The sequence below is a fragment of the Kouleothrix sp. genome (assembly GCF_046328425.1).
Lineage (GTDB): Bacteria > Chloroflexota > Chloroflexia > Chloroflexales > Roseiflexaceae > Kouleothrix.
The window spans coordinates 1-24,764 of sequence record NZ_JAXLWP010000031.1 but is presented as its reverse complement, the minus strand read 5'-3'; the positions used below and the strand labels follow the sequence as shown (position 1 = coordinate 24,764).

Sequence of the window (24,764 nt, the reverse complement as noted above, 5' to 3'; positions counted from 1 at the left end):
GTTCTCAGTTCTGAGTTAAGAGTTGCGAAGGTGCAACGCGATAGCTCACAACTCAAAACTCAACACTCAAAACTTTAGGAGCAATTGCATGTCAGATCAACGAACCGGCGCACAGATCATGTGCGAGGCGCTCATCCGCGAGAACGTCGAGGTGATGTTCGGCATCCCCGGCGGCGCGATCATGCCATTCTACTACGCCATGTGGGAGTACCGCGACAAGCTGCGCCACGTGCTGTGCCGGCACGAGCAGGGCGCCGGCCACGCCGCCGAGGGCTACGCCCGCGCCACCGGGCGCGTGGGCGTGTGCATCGGCACCAGCGGCCCAGGCACCACCAACCTCGTCACGCCGATTGCCGACGCGATGATGGACAGCACGCCGATGCTGGCGATCACCGGCCAGGTGTACAGCCACCTGCTCGGCAAAGACGCCTTTCAGGAGACCGACATCGTCGGCATTACCATGCCGATCACCAAGCACAACTACCTGGTGAAGAACGTCAACGACCTGCCGTATGTGTTCAAGGAGGCCATCCATATCGCCACCACCGGCCGCCCCGGCCCGGTGCTGGTCGATATCACCAAGGACGCGATGCTGGCGAAGATCGTGCCGAACTGGAATGTGAAGCTGAGCCTGCCGGGCTACAAGCCAAACTACCTCGGCAACCGCAAGCAGGTGCGCGAGGCCATCCGCATGCTCTCGCAGGCCAAAAAGCCGCTGATCATGGCTGGCAACGGCGTGATCCAGGCGGGCGCGACCGAGGAGCTGCGCCAATTTGCCGAAGAGCTGCGCGTGCCGGTGGTGACAACGCTGCACGGCATTGGCGCCATCCCCGAAGATCACCCGCTGAACATCGGCATGCCGGGCATGCACGGCTGGGTGCACGTCAACAAGGCCATCCAGGAGTGCGATGTGCTGTTCAACATCGGCGGGCGCTTCGACGACCGCGTGACGGGCAAGGCCAGCACGTTCGCGCCGCACGCCAAGGTGATCCACGTCGACATCGACCCGAGCGAGATCGGCAAGAATGTGAAAGTGGCCATCCCGATTGTGGGCGATGCGCGCCAGGTGCTGCAGACGATGCTCGACGAGATGCCCGGCGACGAGGAGTTCAAGGAGCTGCACGAGAACGCCCGCGAGTGGATGCGCCACATCCACGAGATGCAGGCCAAGCACCAGCCCAAGCAGCAGTACCTGAGCCGCCCCGACACCGCCGCGCTCATGCCGCACGACGTGTACTCGACCTTCACCCGGATCGTAAACGAGCGCGGCAACTACCGCGTGGTCACCGATGTCGGCCAGCACCAGATGTGGGCCGCGCAGCTGATCGACTGGTTCCGGCCGCGCACGCATATCACCAGCGGCGGCGCCGGCACCATGGGCTTCGCAGTGCCGGCCGCGCTTGGCGCGGCGATGGCCTACCCGAACGAGACGATCTGGGCGATCTGCGGCGACGGCGGCTTCCAGATGACCAACCAGGAAATGCAGACGATCATGCAGGAGGGCCTGCACAACATCAAGGTCGCGATCATCAACAACGGCTACCTCGGCATGGTGCGCCAGTGGCAGGAGCTGTTCGAGGGCAAGCGCTACAGCGGCACGCCGCTCTCGGGGCCGAACTTCCAGAAGCTGGCCGAGGCCTACGGCTGGAAGGGCATCACCGTCGAGCGGATCGAAGATGTCGAGGCCGCGATCGAAGAGGCCTACGCCACCGACGGCCCGGTGCTGATCGACTTCCGCGTCGAGCGCGAAGTGAACGTGTGGCCCATGGTGCCGCAGGGCAAGAGCATCGGCGAAACGATCACCGACGCGTCGCAGGTGTAATTGCAGATTGGCAAGGGGCGGGCTATCGCGCGCCCGTACAATGTCAAAAGGAGCAACCGTTGAAAATCCAAAAGCATACGATTGTCGCACTGGTGCAAGATCGGCCGGGCGTGCTCAACCGCGCCGTGAGCCTGTTCCGCCGCCGCGGCTTCAATATCGAGAGCCTGGCCGTGGGCCATAGCGAGACGCCCGGCGTCAGCCGGCTGACGCTGGTGGTCGAGGCCGAGGATGTCGAGCAGGTGACCAAGCAGCTCTACCGGCTGATCGAGGTGCTGAAGGTCAGCGATGTGACGCACGACCCGACCGTCGAGCGCGAGATGGTGCTGGTGAAGATCCACGCGCCCTCGGCTAGCCGGCCCGAGGTGGTGGCGCTCATCGGCGTGTTCGGCGCCAAGATCGTCGACATCGGCTACAACACCATGGTGATCGAGATGACCGGCACGCCCTCGAAGGTCGAGAACTTTGTCGAGGTGATCCGCCCGTTCGGCGTGAAAGAGATGATGCGCACCGGCCGGATCGCCATGGTACGCGGCGCGCACACCCACCAGGCGCCGGCCGACGCCGCCGACAGCGGCAACGGCCACGTATCGGCCGATGCGGTGGCGCTGAACTAGAGTCTCGTGGCGGGGCGGTTTGCGAACCGCCCCTCGCTATGTGCGGGCTGGGCCACCTATTTAGAACCCCACCCCCTGCCCCCTCCCCGGGCGCGGGGAGGGGGTACAGTTGTCAGGCTGGCGGACGCTACGCGCCCGCACCAGCCTGACACAACACCCCCTCTCCCTTTGGGAGAGGGGGCAGGGGGAGAGGGCCATCGCTGACTGCGACGCTCGTAAGCGACAATGTCTGTCGTTCCGATTCAATAATGAGGAGATCATGGCAGAGCTTTTCTACGACAACAACGCCGACCTTGACCGCCTGAAGGGCCGCCCGATTGCGGTGATCGGCTTTGGCAGCCAGGGCCACGCCCACTCGCTCAATCTCAAGGACAGCGGCCTCGACGTGCGCGTGGGCCTGTACGAGGGCTCGAAGAGCTGGGCCAAGGCCGAGGCGGCCGGCCTGCGCGTGCTGCCGGTGGCCGAGGCGGCGAAAGAGGCCCAGATCATTATGATCGTCACGCCCGACACCGGCCAGGCCGCGCTCTACCGCGACCACATCGCGCCGCACCTGAGCGCCGGCAAGACGCTGATGTTCGCGCATGGCTTCAACATCCGCTTCGGCCAGATCGTGCCGCCGAAAGACGTGGACGTGAGCATGATCGCGCCCAAGGCGCCCGGCCACCGCGTGCGCGAGGTGTTCACCCAGGGCGGCGGCGTGCCGGCGCTGGTGGCCGTGCACCAGGATGCCTCGGGCCACGCCTTTGAGGACGCGCTGGCCTACGGCAAGGGCCTGGGCAACACGCGCGCCGGCGTGCTGAAGACCACCTTCGCCGAAGAAACCGAGACCGACCTGTTCGGCGAGCAGAGCGTGCTGTGCGGTGGCGTGTCGGCGCTGGTAAAGGCCGGCTTCGAGACGCTGGTCGAGGCCGGCTACCAGCCCGAGGTGGCCTACTTCGAGTGCATGCACGAGCTGAAGCTGATCGTCGACCTGTTCTACCAGGGCGGCCTCAACTACATGCGCTACTCGGTGTCGGATACTGCCGAGTGGGGCGACTATGTGGCCGGTAGCCAGATCATCAACGAGCAGACGCGCGCGGCCATGAAGCAGCTGCTGGCCAACATCCAGAGCGGCGCCTTCGCCGAAGACTGGATCGAGGAAAACCACAACGGCCGGCCGCGCTTCAACGCCGCCCGCACAACCGATATCGACCACCCGATCGAGCGCGTTGGCCGCGAGCTGCGCGCCATGATGCCGTTCGTCGGGCCTAAGGAAGTGGTGCCAGGCCAGGGCGGAGCGTAAATCGACTGAAGCCTAACGACCAAGGACGAAAGCCTGGTTTCGGTGCCGGCAAATACGTCGGCAAAGTCAAAAGGCCTTCGTCCTTGGTTCTTCGCCCTTCGTCAAGGAGATAATCCCATGGAGCCTCACGTAACCGATCACGTACGGATCTTTGATACTACGCTGCGCGACGGCGAGCAGGCGCCCGGCTGCACCATGACCAAAGAGGAGAAGCTCGAGGTCGCCCGCCAACTCGCGCGCCTGAAGGTCGATATCATCGAGGCTGGCTTCCCGGCCGCGTCGCCAGGCGATTGGGACGCCGTCAATACAATCGCGCGCGAGATCGGCACCGTCGACGGCCCAACTATCTGCGGCCTGGCGCGCGCCAACAAAGACGACATCGACAAGTGCTGGTCGGCGATCGAGCCGGCGGCGCATAAGCGTATTCATACATTTATGTCGACCTCGGATATCCACCTCGAGCACCAGTTCCGCAAGAGCCGCGGCGAGGCGCTCGAGCTGATCGGCGAGATGGTGACCTACGCGCGCAGCCTGTGCGACGATGTCGAGTTCTCGCCGATGGATGCCGGCCGCTCCGACCCGCAGTTCCTCAAAGAGGTGCTGAAGGTCGCGATCGAGTGCGGCGCCACGACCCTCAACATCCCCGATACGGTCGGCTACACCACGCCCGAAGAGTATTACGCGATGATCGACGGCATCCGGCGCAACGTGCCCGGCGCCGACAAGGTGATCATCTCGACGCACTGCCACGACGACCTGGGCATGGCCGTGGCGAACTCGCTGGCCGGCGTGCGCGCCGGCGCGCGCCAGATCGAGTGCACGATCAACGGCATCGGCGAGCGCGCCGGCAACGCCTCGCTCGAAGAAGTGGTGATGGCGCTGCACACGCGCCAGCCGTTTTTTGGCATCGAGACGAACATCAACACGCGCGAGCTGGCGCGGGCGTCGCGGCTGGTGTCGGCATGCACCGGCGTGCATGTTCCGCCGAACAAGGCGATCGTCGGCGCCAACGCCTTCGCGCACGAGTCGGGCATCCACCAGGACGGCGTGCTGAAGAACCGCCAGACCTACGAGATCATGAGCGCCGAGACGGTCGGGCTCGATGGCAACGCGCTGATCCTGGGCAAGCACTCGGGCCGCCACGCCTTCCGCACGCACCTCGAGGGCATGGGCATCCAGCTGAACGACGACGAGTTCCGCCACGTGTTTACGCGCTTCAAAGAGCTGGCCGACAAGAAAAAGGTGGTCGACGACCGCGACATCGAGGCGCTGGTGGCCGGCGAGGCGCAGCGCACGGTGGCGATCTACGAGCTTGAGTATGTGCAGGCGTTCTGCGGCACCAATGTGGTGCCCACCGCCACCGTGCGCATGCGCGGCCCCGGCGGCGAGACGCGCACCGAGTCGGCGCAGGGCACCGGCCCGATCGACGCGGTGTGCCAGGCGGTCAACAAGATCGTCGGGCGGCCGGGCGAGCTGGTCGAGTTCGCGGTCAACGCGATCACCGAGGGCATCAACGCCACCGCCGAGGTGACGATCCGCGTGCAGGAGTATGGCACGCGCGGCGCCGACGCCGAGAAGCCGAATGGCAAGGCCGAGCGCGGCCGCCAGCCGCGCGTGTTCAGCGGCTATGGCGTGAACACCGACACCGTGGTGGCGGCCGGCGAGGCCTACGTGGCCGCGCTGAACAAGCTGTTCTACGCCCGCCAGGAGCGCCAGCGCGCCGGATCGCGCCAGGACGCGCCGATCGAGGCCGTCGACCTGTTCGGGAATAGCATGCTTGGGAAGGCCGACTGACCACCCGGCTGCCAGCAGCCATCGCCGACTGGCTGCTAGCTGCTGGCAGCCGACTGCAAACTCCTATGACAACAATTGCCTACCTCGGCCCACCCGGCAGCTTCAGCGAAGAGGCGGCGGTGGCGTATGGCGGCGCCGATGCCGAATATTTACCACTTGGCAGCATGCCCGCAGTGGTGACGGCGATCGAGACCGGCGCGGCCAGCGGCGGCGTGCTGCCGATCGAAAACGTGCTGGAGGGCAGCGTCCCCACTACGCTCGACCTGCTGATCCACGAGACCGACCTGCGCATCGCCGGCGAGACGGTGATCCCGATCACGCAGTACCTGGTGGCGCGCCCGGGCATCGGCCTGACGCAGATCAAGCTGCTGTACGGCCACCCGCAGTCGCTTGGCCAGTGCCGCAAGTTCATCGAGCGCTGCCTGCCGGGCGTGGCTACGGTGGCCTCGCTCAGCAACAGCGCCGCGCCGGCCGAGGCGCTGGCCGACGAGCGGCCGGCCGCGGCGATCAGCACGCTGCGCGCCGCCCAGCTCACCGGCGCGCACATTCTGGCCAGCAGCATCAACGACCGCGCCGACAACGTGACGCGCTTCATCATCCTGGGGCGCGACGACGGCGCGCCAACCGGCGACGACAAAACCAGCCTGTGCTTTGGCTTCCCCGAAGACCGCGCCGGCATCCTGGTGGAGACGCTGCAGGAGCTGGCCAGCGCGGGCGTCAACATGACCAAGCTCGAGTCGCGGCCGAGCAAGGCCACGCTCGGCGAGTACATCTTTCTGGTCGACATCAACGGCCACCGCGCCGAGCCGCGCATCGCCGCGCTGCTGGCGCGCATCCGCGCCAAAACCGGCCTGTTCAAGGTGTTTGGCTCGTACCCTTGCTACCGAGAGAAGTAATGCGCTATAGACCAAGAGTAAAGGTGCTGCCGGCAGTCGCTCTTCGCGAGCGGCTGCCCGCCATTCAGGGCTGCTAGCATTCTTTTCGTCTTTATCCGCGTACTCGCGCGACGCTCCACGCCACCTGTTCGCACAGGCGGCCCTCGCCTTCGGCAGAGCAGTACTATTTTGTTCTTTGTTCTGCCACATTCCGCGCGAAGCGCGGAATGTGGCAGAACAGATAATCGTAAAGTACCTTGCTGCCGCAGGCAAAATGAAGCGGCTGGCGAAGACATTCTGAAATAAAAGAAGGCCGCGCAGCGGCCACATAAGGAGCTAGCAGTGCAAATCCAACTTTACGATACCACCCTGCGCGACGGCACGCAGCGCGAGGGCCTCTCGCTTTCGGCCGACGACAAAGTCAAGATCGCTCGCGAGCTCGACCAGCTTGGCGTGCACTATATCGAGGGCGGCTGGCCCGGCTCGAACCCGAAAGACGCCGAGTTCTTCCAGAAGATCCAGCATGTCGAGCTGCGCAACGCCAAGGTCGCGGCGTTCGGCAGCACCCGCCACGCCAAAAACAGCTGCGACGACGACCCAAACATCCGCGCGCTGGTCGAGGCCAATACGCCGGTGGTCACGCTGGTGGGCAAAAGCTCGGTGCTGCACGTCGAGAAGGTGCTCGAGACGACGCTCGACGAGAACATTCGCATGATCGCCGACAGCGTGGCCTACTTCAGGCGGCTGGGCAAAGAGGTGATCTACGACGCCGAGCACTTCTTCGACGGCTACAAGCTCGACGCCGAGTACGCGCTCGAGACGATCACCGCTGCAGCGCAGGCCGGCGCCAGCTGCATCGTGATGTGCGACACCAACGGCGGCTCGCTGCCCGAAGAGGTGGCGCAGGCCGTGAAGATCGTGCGCGAGCATCTCAAGGCCAACGCCGAAAGACCAATGACCAAAGACGCCGATCTTGGTTCTTTGTCTTTGGTCGTTGGCCCGCAGCTGGGCATCCACACGCACAACGACGGCGCGCTGGCGGTGGCCAACGCCATGGCCGCAGTGCAGGCCGGCTGCGTGCAGGTGCAGGGCACGATCAACGGCTACGGCGAGCGCTGCGGCAACATGGACCTGATCCCGCTGATCGCCAACTTGCAGCTCAAGCAGGGCTACCAGTGCGTCGCGCCCGAGCAGCTGCGCCGTCTGAGCGATGTGTCGCACGTGGTAGCGGCGATCGCCAATATCAACCCCGACACGCATGCGCCATACGTGGGGCGCAGCGCGTTTGCGCACAAGGGAGGCATCCACGTGGCGGCGATCGCCAAGGTGGCCGCGAGCTACCAGCATGTCGAGCCCGAGCTGGTGGGCAACCAGCTGCGCGTGGTGGTGAGCGAGCTGGCCGGGCGCGGCAATGTGCGTATGCGCGCCGAGGCGCTTGGGCTGACGCTCAACGGCAACGAGCGCGCGGTGCTGCAGCGGATCAAGGAGCTCGAGAGCGATGGCTTCCAGTTCGAGGCCGCCGAGGGCTCGTTCGAGATGCTGGTGCGGCGCGCGTCGGCCGACTACGTTGCGCCGTTCGAGCTGCTCGACTTCACGGTGATCGTCGAGAAGCGCGGCGCCAACAGCGTGATGTCGCAGGCAACCGTGAAGCTGCGAGTCGGCGGCGAGGTGATGCACACCGCCGCCGAGGGCGAAGGCCCGGTGAATGCGCTCGACCAGGCGATTCGCAAGGCGCTGCTGCCGCACTACCCCGATCTGGCCGAGGTTCGCCTGGTCGACTACAAGGTGCGCATCGTCGACGAGCACTTGGGTACGGCCGCCAAGCCGCGCGTGCTGATCGAGTCGGCGCGCGGCGAAGAGCGCTGGAGCACGGTCGGCTGCTCGGAGAATATCATCGAGGCCAGCTGGCAGGCGCTGTGGGACAGCCTGGAGCTGCCGCTGCTGCGCTCGCGCGCCGCCGTGGCCCACTAGCTTGTGCCTTTGGCAGAATGTTGCTCGAATTTCGGCACTCCGCGCCGAAATTCGAGCACAGAAGAGTATACGCTCTTCGCTTGATCACTTCCCGAGTGCGTGGCACTGCGTGGCGAAGCCACGCAGTGCAACACAATTAGGAGCTACGCACTTGCGTGATTCGGCTTCCTCAAGGTATGCGATTGAGCCTGCGGCAGCATGGTACGTGTCCATTTTCCGCGCTCCGCGCGGAAAATGGACACGATACGGAGATAGAGTACCGCTCTGCCGAAGGCTGAGGGCGCCAACTGCGTACGCCCTAACAATAAAGAAATTTGGAGGCGGCGAAGCCGCCCCCAAACCCCCACCAAAGTGTAAGTGATCAAGCGAATGCGGCGGCCGGCTGCTGCCAGCGCGCATCGAGCGGCAGCCGCAGGGTGAAGGTGCTGCCGGCGCCCTCGGCGCTTTCGACGGCGATCGTGCCGCCGTGCTGCGAGACGATCTGGCGCGCCAGATACAGGCCAATGCCGATGCCGCCAATGTTCTGCGCCTCGGCGTTGGGCGCGCGGTAGAACTGCTCGAACAGGCTCGGCAGCGCCGATGCCGGGATGCCCATGCCGTGGTCGATCACCGCAATAGCGGCGGACTCGCCGTCGCGCGCGACGCGCACCAGCACCGCGCCGCCGGCGGGGCTGTACTTGATCGCGTTGCTGATCAGGTTCTGGATCACCTGCTCGAGCCGCAGCTCGTCGCCGTCGACCACGAGCGTATCGGCGTCGGCCTCGAGCGCGATCGAGTGGCGCACCAGTGTCGGCTGCGTTTCTTCGACCACCTGGCGCACCAGCGCGACGATGTCGAACGGCGTGCGCTCGATCGCCAGGCTCCCGGCCTGCAGGCGCGAGTGATCGAGCAGCACGGTAATCAGACGGTTCAGGCGATGCGACTGCTGGTCGATCACGCGGATGACGGCGATGTCGCGCGGGGCGACGTTTGGGTCGCGGCTGGCGCGGCGCAGCAGCAGCTGGGCGTTGCCGGCAAGCGCAGTCAGCGGCGACTTCAGCTCGTGCGCGGCGATCGACAGAAATATGTCGCGCGTCCGCACCGCGGCCTCGGCCTGCGCCCGCGCCACCACCTGCGCCCGAACCATGATCAGCAGCGCGACGCTGGCGAGCGTGCCGGTGAACATGATGAACGGCGGAAGATAGCGCGCGTTGGGGTCGTCGAAGGCCGGCAGCGTGGTGTAGGTGATCGTCCAGAGGCGCCCGGCTACCGGCAGCGTCGTGGTGCTTGCCAGCGCGGCGCGCCCTGGCGCGGCACCCGGCGCCGACTCGTACAGCAGCTGGTCGGGGCGCTGCTCGGCGCCGTCGAAGATCCGAAAGGCGATCTGTGGCTGCTGCTGGCTGCCAAAGATGCCGTTCAGCAGGTCGTAGACGCGAAACGGGCTGTAGGCGAAGCCCAGCAGCGCGCGCTGGCGCTCGGCGGGGCTGGCGGGAATGCCGCCGCCCTGGTACACCGGGGTATAGATCAGAAAGCCCGGCTGCTTGTTCTGGTCGATCTCCTGAACCAGCGTCACCTTGCCGCTGGCCGCAGGCTGCCCGCCGTCGCGCGCCTGCTCCATAGCGGCGCGGCGGATCGCCTCGGAGAACATGTCGTAGCCGATCGCGGCGGCGTTGCGGCGATCCTGCGGCTCGAGGTACACGATCGTGTGGTACTCGGCGCGCTGGCCTTCGGGCCAGATGTGAAAGTCGGGGAAGCCCTGCGCGCGCATCCGCGCCAGCAGCGCCGCGCGATCGGCCGGCGCGACGCGCTGGCTGAAGCCAATGCCCTGGGCGCCGGGGTAGTGCCGGGCAATGTCGAGCCGCATGACATAGGCGCGGAACTCGGCGCGCTCGACCGAGGCGCTGGCGGCGAATAGCCCGCCGACGCCGCGCAGCATCGAGATATACGTCTCAAGCCGCGCGCTAATGCTGTCCTGCGTCTGCTGCACCTGGTTGGAAAAACGCAGCTGATCGTAGGCGCGGCTACTGGTGGCAAAGTACACCGTCGAGAGCAGCGCCGTGCCGAAGGCCAGCGCAAACACCAGGTAGGGCAGCCAGAACCAGCGCGGCTTGGGCCGTTGGCTTCGAAGCCGTTGCAGCATGGCGGTGCCTCTTGTAAAACGACGCGTAGGTTACCCATAGTCTAGTATACATACAGGCGCGATGCAACTGAAAGGCGGGAGGCGTCCGGTTCCGGTGTATAATGTGCGCCGCCGACGCCGCGTTCGAAACATCAGCAACCACAACAACGGGAGGAACACAATGCCAATGACGCCAACCAAGTATATCTGGTTCAATGGCGAGCTAGTGGCTTGGGAGAAAGCCACCGTGCACGTAATGACCCACGCGCTGCACTATGGGTCGTCGGTGTTCGAGGGGATCCGCTGCTACAGCACGCCGAAAGGCCCGGCGATCTTCCGGCTGGCGCCGCACACGCGCCGCCTGATCGATTCGGCCAAGATCTACCGTATGGAGCTGCCGTATAGCGCCGAGCAGATCAACGAGGCCTGCAAGGCGGTGGTGCGCGAGAATGGCCTGAAGAGCGCGTACCTGCGGCCGCTGGCCTGGCGCGGCTATGGCGAGCTGGGCGTCTTCCCGCTGAAAAACCCGGTCGAGGTGATGGTCGCGGCGATCGAGTGGGGCGCGTACCTGGGCGCCGAGGCGCTCGAGAACGGCGTGAATGTGGGCGTGTCGTCGTGGAACCGCGTGGCGCCGAACACGCTGCCGGCGATGGCCAAGGCCGGCGGCAACTACCTCTCGTCGCAGCAGATCGTGATGGAGGCGGTGCGCCACGGCTACGCCGAGGGCATCGCGCTCGACGTGAGCGGCAACCTGAGCGAGGGCTCGGGCGAGAACCTGTTCGTGATCCGCGACGGCGCGATCTTCACCCCGCCGATCACCGCCGCGCTGCTGCCGGGCATCACGCGCGACTCGGTGATCACGCTGGCGCGCGAGCACGGCTACGAGGTGCGCGAGCAGAACCTGCCGCGCGAGGTGCTGTACGTCGCCGACGAGCTGTTCTTCACCGGCACCGCCGCCGAGGTCACGCCCATCCGCTCGGTCGACGGCATTACGATCGGAGCGGGCAAGCGCGGCCCGATCACCACGGCGATCCAGCAGGCGTTCTTCGGTCTGTTCAGTGGCGAAACCGAAGACAAGTGGGGCTGGCTCGACTTCGTTTCGTAGCCCCTCACCCACCTGCCCCCTCTTCCAACTGAGAGGGGGAATGTTGTTGCGGCGCGTAGCGCCCGCCGCACCACAAAAATAGAACCCCTTCCCCGCAGGCGGGGCAGGGGGTGGGGCAATCGATAGCGCAGGAATCACATGATCTATGCCAAACCATTTGCCGGCCTGCAAGGCCATGGAAGAGAGCAAGGAATGACAACCCAACCAAAAACCCTGTTCGAGAAGATCTGGCAGACCCACATCGTCCGGCCCGAGACGCCCGAGACGCCGGCGGTGCTGTATATCGACCTGCACCTGATCCACGAGGTGACCTCGCCGCAGGCGTTCAGCGAGCTGCGCGCGCGCGGGCTGAAGGTGCGCCGCCCCGACCACACGCTGGCGACGATGGACCACTCGACGCCGACCACGCCGCGCGGCGCCGACGGGATCATTCCGGTGCTCGACGCGCAGGCCGCCGCGCAGCTGAGCCAGCTCGAGCGCAACTGCGCCGAGTTCGGCATCCCGCTGTTCGCGCTCGGCAGCGATAAGCAGGGCATTGTGCACGTGATCGGCCCCGAGCAGGGCCTCACCCAGCCGGGCATGACGATCGTCTGCGGCGACAGCCACACCAGCACCCACGGCGCGTTCGGCGCGCTGGCCTTCGGCATCGGCACCTCCGAGGTGGCCCACGTGCTCGCCAGCCAGTGCCTGATCCAGAGCAAGCCGAAAACCATGGCCATCCGCGTCGACGGCCGCCTGCAGAAGGGCGTGACCGCCAAGGATATCATCCTGGCGATCATCGCCAAGATTGGCGTCGGCGGCGGCACCGGCCATGTGGTCGAGTATATGGGCGAGGCCATCCGCGCACTCAGCATGGAAGAGCGCATGACGATCTGCAATATGTCGATCGAGGGCGGCGCGCGCGCCGGCCTGGTGGCACCCGACGACACAACCTTCAACTACATCGCCGGCCGGCCCTACGCGCCACAGGGCGCCGACTGGGACGCGGCGCTGGCGCAGTGGCGCGCGCTGCCCACCGACGACGGCGCGGCCTACGACGCCGAGGTGACGCTCGACGCCAACACGCTGACGCCGATGATTACCTACGGCACCAACCCCGGCATGGGCCTGCCGATCACCGGCCACATCCCCAACCCGGGCGAGCTGAGCGACCCGAGCCAGCGCGTGGCGCTCGACAAGGCGCTGCGCTACATGGATCTCCAGCCCGGCCAGCCGATGCTCGGCCAGAAGATCGACATGGTGTTCATCGGCAGCTGCACGAACTCGCGCATCAGCGACCTGCGCCAGGCCGCCGGCTTGATGGCAGGCCGCAAGGTGGCCGACGGCGTGCGCGTCATGGTCGTGCCGGGCAGCCAGCAGGTCAAGAAGCAGGCCGAGGCCGAGGGCCTGCACACGATCTTCAAGGCGGCCGGCGCCGAGTGGCGCGAGGCCGGCTGCTCGGCCTGCCTGGCGATGAACGACGACAAGGTGCCCGCCGGCAAGTACGCGGTTTCCACCAGCAATAGAAATTTCGAGGGCCGCCAGGGGCCAGGCGCACGTACCTTCCTGGCCAGCCCGGTCACCGCCGCTGCCTCGGCGCTGGCCGGCGCCGTCGCCGACCCGCGCGAGCTGCTGGGCTAGCCCCAATATGTTTCACATAGCCACAAAGACACAAAGACGCAAAGGCTATCCAGCTGCAGCGCGCCTTCGAGTCTTTGTGGCACGCAAGGGGAACAGCAGTGTGGCGGTTTCAGCATTGCCGAAACCGCCACACTGCAACACATCGCCGCCGCACGCAGGAGCGGCAGGCAGGCGAGCAGGCCCACGCAATCATCGGCCTGAGCAACAAGAAGAAAGAAGAATAGCATGGATCCAATCAAAACCTTCAGCGCGCGGATTGTGGCGCTGCCGCTCGAGAACATCGACACCGACCAGATCATCCCGGCCAAGTACCTGAAGGTGACCGATAAGTCGGGGCTGGGCGAGGGGCTGTTCCAGTCGTGGCGCTACAACGCCGACGGCAGCCCGAAGGACGATTTTGTGCTGAACCGCCCCGACGTGCAGGGCGCCGAGGTGCTCGTAGCCGGCAACAACTTCGGCTGCGGCTCGTCGCGCGAGCACGCGCCCTGGGCGCTGCAGGGCTATGGCTTCAAGGCGGTGATCAGCACCTACTTCGCCGATATTTTCCGCAACAACTCGCTGAAAAACGGCCTGCTGCCGATCCAGGTCGACAGCGAGACGTACTACCAGCTCGTGAGCCTGTTCGACGAAGACCCGGCCACCAGCGTGACGATCGACCTCGCCAGCCAGCAGCTGATCCTGCCCGGCGGCCAGGCGGTCAGCTTCCCGATCGACGGCTTCGCCAAGCACTGCCTGCTGAATGGCGTCGACCAGATGGGCTTCCTGCTGGCGGAAGAGGCCAGCACCGCAGCCTACGAGGCCAGCCACCCGGCGCGCGTCGCGACGGTGCGCTAGCAGTATGCCGCGCCGCATTATCTCTGCCAGCCGCTACCTGATCGCGATCGCCGCCGCGGCGATCCTGCTGCTCGCCACCGCGCTGCTGCTGTACGGCGCGGCCCAGACCTACGTGCTGCTGGCGGGCATCGCCGCCGGCTCGCTTGCCAAAAGCAAGGCGCTGGTGCTCGCGGCGATCGAGCTGGTCGATCTGCTGCTGCTGGCGACGGTGCTGTATGTGATCGCGATCGGCCTGTACGAGCTGTTTATCGACGACCAGCTGCCGCTGCCGGAGTGGCTCGAGATCCACTCGCTCGACGACCTGAAGGACAAGCTGATCGGCGTGGTGGTGCTGGTGATGGCGGTGCTGTTCCTCGGCCAGCTGATCGGCTGGGACGGCCAGCGCGACCTGCTGGGCTTTGGCGCGGCGACGGCGCTGGTGATCGCCGCGCTCACCTACTTCGCCAGCCAGAAAAAGGCCAAGAAGAACAACGCATTGAAAGATCAATGAGGTCGAATACATGGATGCTGTGATCACCACCCTGCCCGGCGATGGCATTGGGCCGGACGTGGTAGCCGAGGGTGTGAAGGTGCTGGCGGCCGTAGGCGAGCGTTTCGGCCACAGCTTCGAGCTGCACGAGGCGCTGCTGGGCGGCTGCGCGATCGACGCCGCCGGCACCGCCCTGCCGGAAGAAACCCTGCGGCTGGCGCACGCCGCCGACGCGGTGCTGCTCGGCGCGGTGGGCGGGCCGAAGTGGGATAACCCCGAGGCCAAGGTGCGCCCCGAGCAGGGGCTGCTGGGCATCCGCAAGGCGCTCGGGCTGTTCGCAAACCTGCGGCCGGTGACGCTGCACCCGCGCCTGGTGGCCTCGTCGCCGCTGCGCCCCGAGCGGCTCGCCGGCGTCGACCTGCTGGTGGTGCGCGAGCTGACCGGCGGGATCTACTTTGGCGAGAAGCGCCGCGAGCGCCAGGAGAATGGCGAGGAGTGGGCGCTCGACGCCTGCACCTACACCACCGGCGAGATTGAGCGCGTGGTGCGCACCGCCGCAGCCATGGCGCGCGCCCGCCGCGGCAAGCTGACTTCGGTGGATAAGGCGAATGTGATCGAAACCTCGCGGCTGTGGCGCAGCGTCACCACGCGCGTGATGCGCGAGGAGTTCCCCGATGTGCAGCTTGAGCACATCCTAGTGGACGCCTGCGCGATGTACCTGATCAGCCGCCCTGCCAGCTTCGACGTGATCGTGACCGAGAATATGTTCGGTGACATCCTGACCGACGAGGCTTCGATGCTGGCCGGCTCGATGGGCATGCTGCCGTCGGCCTCGCTTGGCGCCGCGTCGAGCGCGAAGGGCACGCGCATGGGCCTGTACGAGCCGATCCACGGCTCGGCGCCCGACATCGCCGGCAAGGGTATCGCCAACCCGCTGGCGACGATCCTGAGCGTTGCGCTGATGCTGCGCTACTCGTTCGGGCTCGAGGCCGAGGCCCAGGCGGTCGAGCGCGCGGCCTACGCCGCCGTCGACGCCGGCTATATTACCAGCGACATCGCGACGCCCGGCGAGCGCACCTATACCACCAGCGAGGTTGGCAGCGCGGTGGCCGCGCGCGTGGCGGCGTAATGCAGGCCATTTGCCACAAAGACGCAAAGACACGAAGGCACCTTTCCTGCCGTTCGTTCTTTGCGTCTTCGTGTCTTTGTGGCTATATAAAAGTATGATGCCTAGATCACCTTGTCGTTCTTGCCGGCCAGCTGGCGCAGCAGCTCGGTCTGGCCGACATGGTAGCTTTCGTGGAAGTACAGGAAGAACACGCGCTGGCCGAGCGTGGACGTGCGCTCGCCGATCGTGACCGGCCGCTGCATGTCGGCGTCGCCGAGCGGCGCGAGCGCGGCAGCCAGATGCTCCTGCGTCTGGTCGAGCTTTGCGAGCAGCTCGGCAAGCGGCAGCGCGCCGGGCGCGCCCTCACCGTCGATTGGCTCGGAGCCACGGCGGTAGCGTTCGAGCATCGCCGGCTCGGCGAGCGGCGGCTGGCCCAGCAGCTCGAGCACGTCGTCGCGGCTGATGGTGATATGGCCGATCACCCAGTTGAGGCAGTTGCCGCGAAATGGCAGCTGCAGCATGCTCTCTTCGTGCGAAAGACCCTCGGCCTGTGAGCGCACGATCATGACATTGCGCGCAAATGCGCCCACCAGATCCTGCGGAGTGATCATACTGCTCTCCTTCACATGTGTCGCTTGTAGCTCGGATGTTCGATTATAGTCCGCCGGCGCTGGTTTGTCTAGCGGCGGCTCGCAGCTTTCAGGGCTCGCGCGGAGCATGCTATAATGCGCGCACGGCATTGCAGCGAAGCGAGAGGAACGCCATGCTCGACCAGCTCGACCTCGACCGCACGCTCGACAAGCACGACTACAAGCGCCACCTGGGCGAGCTTCAGCTGCGCCTGTACGATCTGCAGCAGGCATTATTCGAGGCCCGCCGCCCGGCGATGATTGTGTTCGAGGGCTGGGCCGGCACCTCGAAAGTCGGCACGATCGGCCTGCTGACCCGCCGGCTCGACCCGCGCGGCCTGCGCGTGCACTCCGTCACGCCGCCGCGCACCTACGAGACGATGTACCCCTGGCTGTATCGCTTCTGGCTCAAAACCCCCAGCTACGGCCAGCTGGCGCTGTTCGACCGCTCGTGGTACCGCCAGGTGCTGGCCGAGCGCACCACCGAAAAGACCGCCACCGCCGAGTGGCGCAGCCGCTGCGAAGATATCGTGTCGTTCGAGCGCCAGCTCGCCGACGATGGCACGATTATTTTGAAGTTCTGGCTGCATATCGATCGAAAAGAGCAGGCGCGGCGCTTCCGCAAGCTCGCGGCCGACCCGCTGACCGCTTGGCAGGTGACGTCCGAGGATCGCTGGCAGAACAAGCACTACAACGCGGTATATGCCGCCGTCGAAGACCTGATCGCGCGCACCGATACGCCGTATGCGCCCTGGAGCTTGCTGCCCGCCACCGACAAGCGCTTCGCGCGCATCGCGGTGTTCGAGACGATCACAACCGCGCTTGAGACGCAGCTGGGCCTGGCAGCCACGCCACGCGCCGATCGGCAGGACGAGGCGTTCGACGCCAGCGGCGCGTCGTTCCGGCGCAGCCTGGCGCCGGCGCAGGCCAGCGGCGCGCACGCCACGGCGAACGGCCACGCGGCGCCTGGCGCTACCGCGATCGAGATGCCGCCCATGGCGGTATCGGGCGTGCTGCGGCGGGCCGACCTGAGCCAGAAGCTCGAGCAGAAAGCCTACGACCACGAGCTGACCGAGCTGCAGGCCAAGCTGCACCTGCTCGGCTTCCAGGTGTACACCCAGAAGCGGCCGGTTGTGCTGGTGTTCGAGGGCTGGGACGCGGCCGGCAAAGGCGGGGCGATCAAGCGCATCACCGAGAAGCTCGACCCGCGCAGCTACGTCGTGCACGCAATCGCCGCGCCGGCGGGCGACGACAAGGCGCACCACTACCTGTACCGCTTCTGGCGCCGGCTGCCGCCGCAGGGCAATATCGGCATCTTCGACCGCTCGTGGTACGGCCGCGTGCTGGTCGAGCGCGTCGAGGGCTTCGCGCGCGCCGACGAGTGGCAGCGCGCGTTTGCCGAGATCAACGAGTTCGAGCGCCAGCTGGTCGAGTTCGGCACAATTGTGTGCAAGTTCTGGCTGCACATCAGCCCCGAGGAGCAGCTGCGGCGCTTTGAGGAGCGCCAGAATGTGCGCTATAAAGCCTGGAAGCTCACCGACGAAGATTGGCGCAACCGCGAGAAGTGGCCGCAGTACGCCGAGGCGACCGACGAGATGCTGCTGCGCACATCGACTCCGGCCGCGCCGTGGACGGTTGTCGAGTCGGAGGATAAACGCTTCGCGCGTGTGAAGGTGCTGCGCACGGTGGTGCGCCGCCTGGAGGAGGAGCTGGGGCCGATCAAGCTGTGAGGTGCGCGGCGCGCGTGCGCGGTCGAATGCCACGCGCTATTCAGCTCGGAGGCGCCTATGAGTAAGCTCACGTTCGTCTCGATCGTCGGCGTTACGCTGCTGCTCGCGGCGGTGCTAGGCTGCGCTACGCTGGGGCTGGCGGTGCGCACCGGGATGATACGCGAGCAGCTGCTGCGCTACCCGCCGAACACGCGCTACCAGCTGATCGTGCGGGTCGGCAACGACGCGCTGCCGTGGGATCTGCGCCGAGATCGGCCGCATGCGATCAATGTGTGGGTGCACGGCCGCGGCACCGCCTGGCATATCGTCAATCTGCTGCGCGTGCCGCTTGGCAGCCCGCCGCCGCAGCCGCAAACATAGCCCGGCGCGCCGCCCACAAGCGGCGGCGCCGGCAACATACCAGCTGAGGAGAACGCCCCATGCGCCTGAGTGAAGACAAGATCCGCCGCATCGCCGAGCGCCTGCACGACGAGCTGGCGCAGCGCGATCTGCTGGCCTATAAAGATCCCGCCGGCACAAAAGCCGGCACCGGCCGCGCCGCCAGGGTGAAGGCGATCTACGACTTTATTGTCGAAGATTTGCACAAGGAAGAAGAGATCGACGCCGAGGTCGAGCGTATTCTGAACACCTACTCGCGCGATCTCAAAGGCACCGAGCGCGATGTGCTGTTCCGCAAGCACAAAGAGGAAGTCGCGCGCAAACGCGGCTATATTTTGTAGCGCTTTTTCGTGTGTGCGGTTTTGCCGCGGGTGGCGGCCACGAATGTAGCCGCCGCCCGCCTGCATAGGGAGCGCGAGGGGCTGTGCCCCCCGCTCCTTTGTTGCAGAAAACGCTTAGCCTGCTCAAGGACGCCCGGCGGAAGCTCAAGCGTCCTTGGGCGTTGGTGAGCGGGTGTGCGGCGCGCTACGCGCCCTGCAGCGCGCGCCAGATCTTCTCGGCGCGCAGCGGGATGTCGAGGTGCGGCGCGCCCAGCCCGGCCAGCGCGTCGGTGACGGCGTTGGCGATCGCCGGCGTCGAGCCGATCGTGGCGGCCTCGCCGATGCCCTTGGCGCCCAGCGGGTTGAACGGCGTGGGCGTCACGGTCGCGTCGGTGGTGAAGGCGCTGAAGTCGTCGGCGCGCGGCAGGGCATAGTCCATCAGCGAGCCGCTGAGCAGCTGGCCGTTCTCGTCGTACACGATCTCTTCGAGCAGCGCCTGCGCGATCCCCTGCGCCAGGCCGCCGTGCACCTGGCCCTCCACCAGCATCGGGCTGATGCGCGGCCCGCAGTCGTCGACGGTGAAGTAGTCGCGGATGCGCACGACCCCAGTCTCGCGCTCGATCTCGACCACCGCGACGTGCGCGCCGAACGGGTAGATAATCTTCGGCACGAAGAAGTCGGTCGCCTCAAGGCCGGCGTCGATCTCTTTCGGCAGCTCGTCGCTATACGCCCGCGCGGCCACGTCGGCCAGCGTGAGAGCGCGCGCGGGCACGCCGCGCACCTGGTAGCGCCCGGCCTCGAGCACAATATCGTCGGGCGCGGCCTCGAGCATGTGCGCCGCAATCTGGCGCACCTTGTCGCGCACCTTGCCGGCCGCGCGCACCAGCGCCGAGCCGCCCACCGCAATGCTGCGGCTGCCCATGGTGCCCTGGCCCATCGGCGTGTTGCCGGTGTCGCCGTACTTGACGACGATCTTGTCGAAGGCGACGCCGAGCTCGTCGGCGACGAGCTGCGCGAAGGTGGTGCCGCCGCCCTGGCCGTGCGGCGAGATGCCGGTGAACACCGTGACGGTGCCGGTCGGGTCGACGCGCACCACCGCGCTTTCGTACGGGCCAAAGCCGCACATCTCGACATAGCACGCCACGCCGATGCCAAGCAGCGTGCCCTGGTCGCCGGCCGCGCGGCGGCGCTGCTGCTCGGCGCGCAGCCCGGCGTAATCGGCGATCTCCAGCGCGCGCGTCAGCGCCTTGTCGTACTCGCCGCTATCATACAGCGGGCCGCAGGGCGTCTTGTAGGGGAAGCGCTCGGGCGCGATGAAGTTCTTGCGGCGCACCTCGATCGGGTCGAGCCCCAGCTCGGCGGCCACCAGGTCGATCATGCGCTCGATATAGTAGGCCGCCTCGGGCCGGCCGGCGCCACGGTAGGCCGCCACCGGCGTGGTGTTGGTGTAGACGCAGGTAATCTCGATGTCGACCGCCGGGATGGCGTAGACGCCGACCGCCATCTGGCCGGTCAGCTCGGGGATCACCGGGTCGACCGGGTAGGCGCCCAGGTCGCCGACGACACGCATGCGCATGCCGGTGATCGTGCCATCGCCCTGCACCGCCAAGTCGATGTCGGCGACCTGGGCGCGGCCGTGGGCAGTCGCGGCCATGTGCTCCATGCGCGTCTCGGCCCAGCGCAGCGGCAGGCGGTAGGCGCGCGCCAGCGCGGCCAGCGCGATCTCCTCGGGGTAGGTGTAGATCTTCACGCCAAAGCCGCCGCCGACATCGGGGGCGATCACGCGGATCTGATTCTCGTCGAGGCCCAGCACCTTGGCCAGGTTGCCGCGGTTGAGGTGCGGCCCCTGGCAGCTCGTCCATACCGTCAGGCCGCCGGTGGTCGGGTCGGGTGCGGCAACCACTGCGCGGCCCTCCATGGGCACGCCCGAGAGGCGCTGGCTGAGGATACGCTGGCTGACGACGCGCTCGGCGGCGGCGAAGGCCGCGTCGGCGTCGCCGCGCTTGCGCGTCCAGACGTGGTCGATATTGCGCGGCATGCTCTCGAACAGCTGCGGCGCGCCGTCTTCCAGCGCCTTGAGCATATCCGCCACGGCGGGCAGCGGCTGCCAGTCGACAACCACATCGGCTGCGGCGTCGACGGCAATCGTCGGCGACGCGGCGATCACTGCGGCCACCGCCTCGCCGACGTGGCGCACGCGGTCGATCGAAAGCGCGTAGTGCGTCGGCCGGGTATCGCTGGCCGGGTCGGCGACCGCGCCGCCCTCGCCGCCACCGATCGGCATTGGCCCGCACAGCGGCAGCAGGTCGGCGCCGGTGACGACGGCGACCACGCCGGGGCGGCGTAGCGCGGCTGCGGCGTCGATGCCGCCAATGCGCGCGTGCGCGTACGGGCTGCGCACAAACGCCACGTAGTGCATGCCAGGGAGCTTGATGTCGCCGACGTAGCTGCCAGAGCCAACGATCAGCCGCGGATCTTCTTTGCGCTTGACACGCGCGCCGATCAACGACGAATACGCCATTGTGTCGCCTCTTCTGGTGTTTCAATGCGGTTGGTGCGCTACCAGTATAGGCGAAAGCGGCGGTTGGCACAAATTCGGCTAGCTCTCAAGCCCGATGATTTGGACTTTCCGAGTCTCTTGAAGTATGCCTTCGCAGGATAAACGTGATATTATCGAGGCTCTCGATTTTACGTTCGAGTTCGCGGTCGAGAATGTTCAGAAGGTGATCTAAGTTTATGGCACATCCACGAATTTCGGCTTTCTTTAGCGGAGGAGAGCGAGCAGGAGAACTCATCATCTTCGACAAAGACGGCACGTTGATCGACTTTGGCGCCATGTGGGGCGGCTGGATCACCACGCTGGCGCGCCGGCTGGAGGCCGCGTCGTACGTGAGCGTGGCGCCGCAGCTGTTCGAGGCGGTCGGCTACGACGCGGCCACCGGCAAGGTTGGCCCGGCCGCGCCGCTGGCGATCGGCACCATGGACGGGCTGCGCGAGCTGTGCGGCGAGGTGCTGCGCGCGGCCGGGCTGCCCGAGCCCTCGGCGGCGGCGGTAGTGCGGGCGGCATGGTATCCCCCCGACCCGGTGGCGCTGGCCAAGCCGCTGGCCGACCTGCCTGCGCTGTTTGGGGCGCTGCGCGCGCGCGGCTGCCGCATCGCCATCGCCACCACCGACGACCGCGCGCCCACCGAGGCGACCCTGGCCGGGCTCGGCGTGGCCGCGCTGGTCGACGCGCTGGCCTGCGGCGACGACGGGCACGCGCTGAAGCCCGCGCCCGACGCGGTGCTGAAGCTTTGCGCGCGGGTCGGCGTCGCGCCGGCGCACACCGCTGTCGTCGGCGACACCAGCGCCGACCTGCGCATGGGCCGCGCGGCCGGCGCCGCGCTGACGGTCGGCGTGCTCTCGGGGGTAGGCACGCCCGCGCAGCTGGCACCGCTAGCCGACGCATTGCTGCCCTCGGTGGCGGCGCTTGCAGGCGAGTAGCGCAGCGCTACTTTGGCGGCGGCCCCTGGCGGTGGCAGAAGCCGCAGCTTGGGAAGGCCAGGTGCGGCATGGGCGGGGCGTTGTTCGTGCCGGCGGCGTGGCACGCCACGCAGCGGCTCGGCTGCACCGTCACATCGTGGCCGGGCAGCGCCTCGACATCGCGCGCAAGTGCCGCTGCCACGCCAAAGCCCCAGGCCACCAGAATGATCAGCACCAGCGCGATATTCATCCTGCGCATGAACGGCCCGCGCATGGTGGCGCGGTAGCGCCGGCGTGCCGCCTCTTTGTCGAACGCGGGCGGCTCGGGGCGCGGCAGATCGTCGGTCATACGGGCTCCTAGCGGCGCGGCGTGCGCGTGGGCGTACCAGCCGGCGTCGGCACGGGCGTGTCGGTCGGCGGCGGCGTACTCGTCGGCGTCGCGGTGCTGGTCGGCACGGGGGTACTCGTGGGCGCCGCCGTCGGCGCGGGCGTGCTGCTCGGCAGCGGCGTGCTGGTGGGTGGCGCCGCCAGGGCGCCGATGCGCTGGGCCAGCGCCACCGCGCCGGCGCGGTCGTAGGCCCAGATCGCGCCGCAGCCCACTGCCACCGCCAGCAGCGCGGCCACTGCGCCGAGCAGCCAGCCGGGTATGCGCCGTGGCGCAGGCGCGCCGCCCAGCCCGGCGATCGGCTCGGCCGGCGCGATATAATGCAGCCGCCGGTACTCGTCCAGCGCCGAGGCCACATCGACGCCCACAAACGTCGCGTAGCTGCGCAGCAGCTCCTCGGCCATGGGGCCGCGCGGCAGCAGCGAAAACTTTTCCTCTTCCATGGCCTGAATGTAGTGCATCGGCACCGAGGGGCGCGTCTCAAGCTCCGACTGCACCAGCGTCAGGCGCTTGCGCACGCGCGCGGCGTGCAGCCGCTGGCCCAGCGGCAGCTGGCCGATGTCGCTCATGTCGGCGCCGCTGGCGCCGCGATCCTCGCGCAGCAGGCGCTCTTCCTCGCCGTACGGGATGAACACCGGCTCGTCCTGGTCGCCGGGGGCCAGCACGGCGCGGCGGCGCGCCTGCGGCGGGGCGGCAGGCTCGGCGGGCGGCGGCGCGAGCGGCATGGTTGCGCTGGTAGCCGGGGCGGCATCGGCCGCCAGCCCGGAGCGCTCGTGCTCGCGCAGGCGCGTGCGGATGCGCGCCAGCAGCTCGGCGCTGCCGAACGGCTTGGGCAGGTAGTCGGCCGCGCCGGCGTCGAGGCCGCGCACAATATCTTCCTCGAGCCCTTGGCCGCTGATCACAATCACCGGCCCGCGCGCGGCCGCGGCGCTCAGCAGCACCCAGCCGTCGCCGCTGCCAATATCCGGGTCGATCAGCACAAGGTCGGGGCGGCGCTCGCGCAGCAGCATCTCGCCATACTGCACCTGGTTGGCGCGCACCACCGTATAGCCCGCCTCGCCCAGCAGCGTCGCCAGGCGCTCTATTAATGTCACGTCGTCGTCTACCAGCAGAATTGTTGGCATAGATTTCGTTCTACTCTTTCAATGGCCGCGCTAGCGAGCTTTGACATGGCGCAGGCGGCGCGCTATTATAGCATGGCCCTGTTGTCGCTACAAAGGAGAGAATATTATGACGATCCGTGTCGTGTGCTATGGGCTCGGCCCGATCGGGCTGGGGATCGCCCGGCTCGCGGCCGCCCGCAGCGGCGTCGCGATTGTTGGTGCAATTGACGTCGACCCGCACAAGGCCGGCCAGCCGCTTGCGGCATTGCTCGGCGCGGGCGCTCCGGCGGGTGGCGATGTAATCGTCAGCGCCGACGCGGCCGCCACGCTGGCGGAAGCCCAGCCCGACGCAGTGCTGCACGCCACGTCGTCGTCGCTGGCGAGCGTGCGCGGCCAGCTGCTGCAGATCATCGAGGCCGGCGCGAACGTGGTTTCGACCTGCGAGGAGCTATCATTCCCCTGGACGGCGCAGCCGCAGCTGGCGGCCGAGCTCGACGCGGCCGCGCGCCGCGCCGGGGTGACGCTGCTCGGCACCGGCGTGAACCCCGGCTACGCCATGGATGCGCTGCCGCTGATGCTCACCGCGCCGTGCGCGGCGGTGCACGCCGTGCGGGTGCTGCGCGTTGTCGACGCTGCGCGCCGCCGCGGGCCGCTGCAGCGCAAGGTTGGCGCCGGCCTCACGCCGGCCGAGTTCGATCAGCGCGTCCAGGCCGGCACCGTGCGCCACGTCGGCCTGCCTGAGTCGCTGCATATGCTGGCCACCGTGCTCGGCTGGCACCTCGAGCGCACCGACGACTCGATCGCGGCGGTGCTGGCCGACGCGCCGATCACCACCGAGTTCGCGCAGGTCGCGGCCGGGCAGGTGGCCGGCGTGCGCCAGGTTGCGCGCGGCTTTATTGGCGAGCGCGAGGTGCTGCGGCTCGAGCTGCGCATGTACCTGGGCGCGCCCGACCCGCAAGATACCGTGGAGATCGACGGCGACCCGCCGGTGCGCATGACCATCGCGGGCGGGCTGCACGGCGATGTCGCCACCGCCGCGATTGCCGTAAACGCGCTCGCGAGCGTGGTGCGCGCCGCCCCTGGGCTGGCCAGCATGGGCGAGGTGCCGCTGGTGCATTTCTGGTAGAAGCGAGCGCCGTGGCGGCCCGCGCGTGGCTGGCGCATG

General features: G+C 67.4%; 21 protein-coding genes. 16 read left to right on the top strand and 5 right to left on the bottom strand.

Annotation, left to right across the window (positions count from 1 at the left end):
* Positions 1 to 88: 88 nt before the first annotated feature.
* The 6 genes from ilvB (at position 89) to cimA (ending at position 8,358) form a co-directional block, all read left to right on the top strand.
* Entirely contained in the window at positions 89 to 1,822 is a 1,734-nt protein-coding gene (gene ilvB, locus U0177_RS23830) for a biosynthetic-type acetolactate synthase large subunit (protein WP_409573173.1), read from the top strand.
* Between the two features lie 65 nt (positions 1,823 to 1,887).
* The gene (gene ilvN, locus U0177_RS23825; protein ID WP_409573231.1) at positions 1,888 to 2,436 is read left to right on the top strand and encodes an acetolactate synthase small subunit; all 549 of its coding nucleotides are present in this window, start codon (positions 1,888 to 1,890) and stop codon (positions 2,434 to 2,436) included.
* A gap of 259 nt (positions 2,437 to 2,695) precedes the next feature.
* Positions 2,696 to 3,718, top strand: coding sequence for a ketol-acid reductoisomerase (gene ilvC, locus U0177_RS23820; protein WP_409573172.1), 1,023 nt, complete (start codon positions 2,696 to 2,698; stop codon positions 3,716 to 3,718).
* Positions 3,719 to 3,835: 117 nt separating this feature from the next.
* Positions 3,836 to 5,512 (top strand): 2-isopropylmalate synthase, encoded by a 1,677-nt coding sequence (locus U0177_RS23815; protein ID WP_409573171.1) that lies wholly within the window; start codon positions 3,836 to 3,838, stop codon positions 5,510 to 5,512.
* Between the two features lie 65 nt (positions 5,513 to 5,577).
* A complete protein-coding gene (pheA, locus tag U0177_RS23810; RefSeq protein ID WP_409573170.1) occupies positions 5,578 to 6,408 on the top strand; it encodes a prephenate dehydratase in 831 nt (276 codons plus the stop codon).
* A 321-nt stretch (positions 6,409 to 6,729) separates the two neighbouring features.
* Positions 6,730 to 8,358, top strand: a complete 1,629-nt coding sequence (gene cimA / locus U0177_RS23805) for a citramalate synthase (RefSeq protein ID WP_409573169.1) — start codon at positions 6,730 to 6,732, stop codon at positions 8,356 to 8,358.
* A gap of 361 nt (positions 8,359 to 8,719) precedes the next feature.
* On the opposite strand, the gene U0177_RS23800 is transcribed toward cimA, so the two are convergent.
* A complete protein-coding gene (locus U0177_RS23800) occupies positions 8,720 to 10,477 on the bottom strand; it encodes a CHASE domain-containing protein (protein ID WP_409573168.1) in 1,758 nt (585 codons plus the stop codon).
* 160 nt (positions 10,478 to 10,637) lie between these two features.
* Between U0177_RS23800 and U0177_RS23795 the strand changes: the two genes are divergently transcribed.
* The 5 genes from U0177_RS23795 (at position 10,638) to leuB (ending at position 15,613) form a co-directional block, all read left to right on the top strand.
* Positions 10,638 to 11,561, top strand: coding sequence for a branched-chain amino acid transaminase (locus U0177_RS23795; protein ID WP_409573167.1), 924 nt, complete (start codon positions 10,638 to 10,640; stop codon positions 11,559 to 11,561).
* A 192-nt stretch (positions 11,562 to 11,753) separates the two neighbouring features.
* A complete protein-coding gene (gene leuC / locus U0177_RS23790; RefSeq protein ID WP_409573166.1) occupies positions 11,754 to 13,181 on the top strand; it encodes a 3-isopropylmalate dehydratase large subunit in 1,428 nt (475 codons plus the stop codon).
* A gap of 225 nt (positions 13,182 to 13,406) precedes the next feature.
* Positions 13,407 to 14,015: a 3-isopropylmalate dehydratase small subunit gene (leuD, locus tag U0177_RS23785; protein ID WP_409573165.1), complete on the top strand. Its 609-nt coding sequence runs from the start codon at positions 13,407 to 13,409 to the stop codon at positions 14,013 to 14,015.
* Between the two features lie 4 nt (positions 14,016 to 14,019).
* On the top strand, positions 14,020 to 14,505 hold the full coding sequence (locus tag U0177_RS23780) for a YqhA family protein (protein WP_409573164.1): 486 nt from the start codon (positions 14,020 to 14,022) through the stop codon (positions 14,503 to 14,505).
* Between the two features lie 10 nt (positions 14,506 to 14,515).
* The gene (gene leuB, locus U0177_RS23775; RefSeq protein WP_409573163.1) at positions 14,516 to 15,613 is read left to right on the top strand and encodes a 3-isopropylmalate dehydrogenase; all 1,098 of its coding nucleotides are present in this window, start codon (positions 14,516 to 14,518) and stop codon (positions 15,611 to 15,613) included.
* 101 nt (positions 15,614 to 15,714) lie between these two features.
* Here the strand turns inward: leuB and U0177_RS23770 are convergent, their stop codons facing one another.
* On the bottom strand, positions 15,715 to 16,203 hold the full coding sequence (locus U0177_RS23770; RefSeq protein WP_409573162.1) for a DinB family protein: 489 nt from the start codon (positions 16,201 to 16,203) through the stop codon (positions 15,715 to 15,717).
* A 152-nt stretch (positions 16,204 to 16,355) separates the two neighbouring features.
* Here U0177_RS23770 and U0177_RS23765 point away from each other — a divergent pair, with 152 nt between their 5' ends.
* The 3 genes from U0177_RS23765 to U0177_RS23755 are packed head-to-tail and all read left to right on the top strand — an operon-like array spanning position 16,356 to position 18,670.
* Positions 16,356 to 17,951, top strand: a complete 1,596-nt coding sequence (locus U0177_RS23765; RefSeq protein ID WP_409573161.1) for a hypothetical protein — start codon at positions 16,356 to 16,358, stop codon at positions 17,949 to 17,951.
* Positions 17,952 to 18,008: 57 nt separating this feature from the next.
* On the top strand, positions 18,009 to 18,311 hold the full coding sequence (locus tag U0177_RS23760) for a hypothetical protein (RefSeq protein ID WP_409573160.1): 303 nt from the start codon (positions 18,009 to 18,011) through the stop codon (positions 18,309 to 18,311).
* A 59-nt stretch (positions 18,312 to 18,370) separates the two neighbouring features.
* Complete coding sequence (locus U0177_RS23755) at positions 18,371 to 18,670, top strand: hypothetical protein (protein ID WP_409573159.1); 300 nt, start codon at positions 18,371 to 18,373, stop codon at positions 18,668 to 18,670.
* 184 nt (positions 18,671 to 18,854) lie between these two features.
* Here U0177_RS23755 and U0177_RS23750 read toward each other — a convergent pair whose 3' ends face one another.
* Positions 18,855 to 21,170, bottom strand: a complete 2,316-nt coding sequence (locus tag U0177_RS23750) for a xanthine dehydrogenase family protein molybdopterin-binding subunit (RefSeq protein WP_409573158.1) — start codon at positions 21,168 to 21,170, stop codon at positions 18,855 to 18,857.
* Between the two features lie 215 nt (positions 21,171 to 21,385).
* Here U0177_RS23750 and U0177_RS23745 point away from each other — a divergent pair, with 215 nt between their 5' ends.
* Entirely contained in the window at positions 21,386 to 22,132 is a 747-nt protein-coding gene (locus tag U0177_RS23745) for an HAD family hydrolase (RefSeq protein WP_409573157.1), read from the top strand.
* A gap of 7 nt (positions 22,133 to 22,139) precedes the next feature.
* Here the strand turns inward: U0177_RS23745 and U0177_RS23740 are convergent, their stop codons facing one another.
* The gene (locus tag U0177_RS23740; protein WP_409573156.1) at positions 22,140 to 22,460 is read right to left on the bottom strand and encodes a hypothetical protein; all 321 of its coding nucleotides are present in this window, start codon (positions 22,458 to 22,460) and stop codon (positions 22,140 to 22,142) included.
* 8 nt (positions 22,461 to 22,468) lie between these two features.
* A complete protein-coding gene (locus U0177_RS23735) occupies positions 22,469 to 23,620 on the bottom strand; it encodes a response regulator (protein WP_409573155.1) in 1,152 nt (383 codons plus the stop codon).
* Positions 23,621 to 23,726: 106 nt separating this feature from the next.
* Between U0177_RS23735 and U0177_RS23730 the strand changes: the two genes are divergently transcribed.
* Positions 23,727 to 24,725 carry a dihydrodipicolinate reductase gene (locus U0177_RS23730; RefSeq protein ID WP_409573154.1) on the top strand — a complete coding sequence of 333 codons (999 nt, stop codon included), beginning with the start codon at positions 23,727 to 23,729 and terminating at the stop codon, positions 24,723 to 24,725.
* The last annotated feature ends 39 nt before the right edge of the window (positions 24,726 to 24,764 follow it).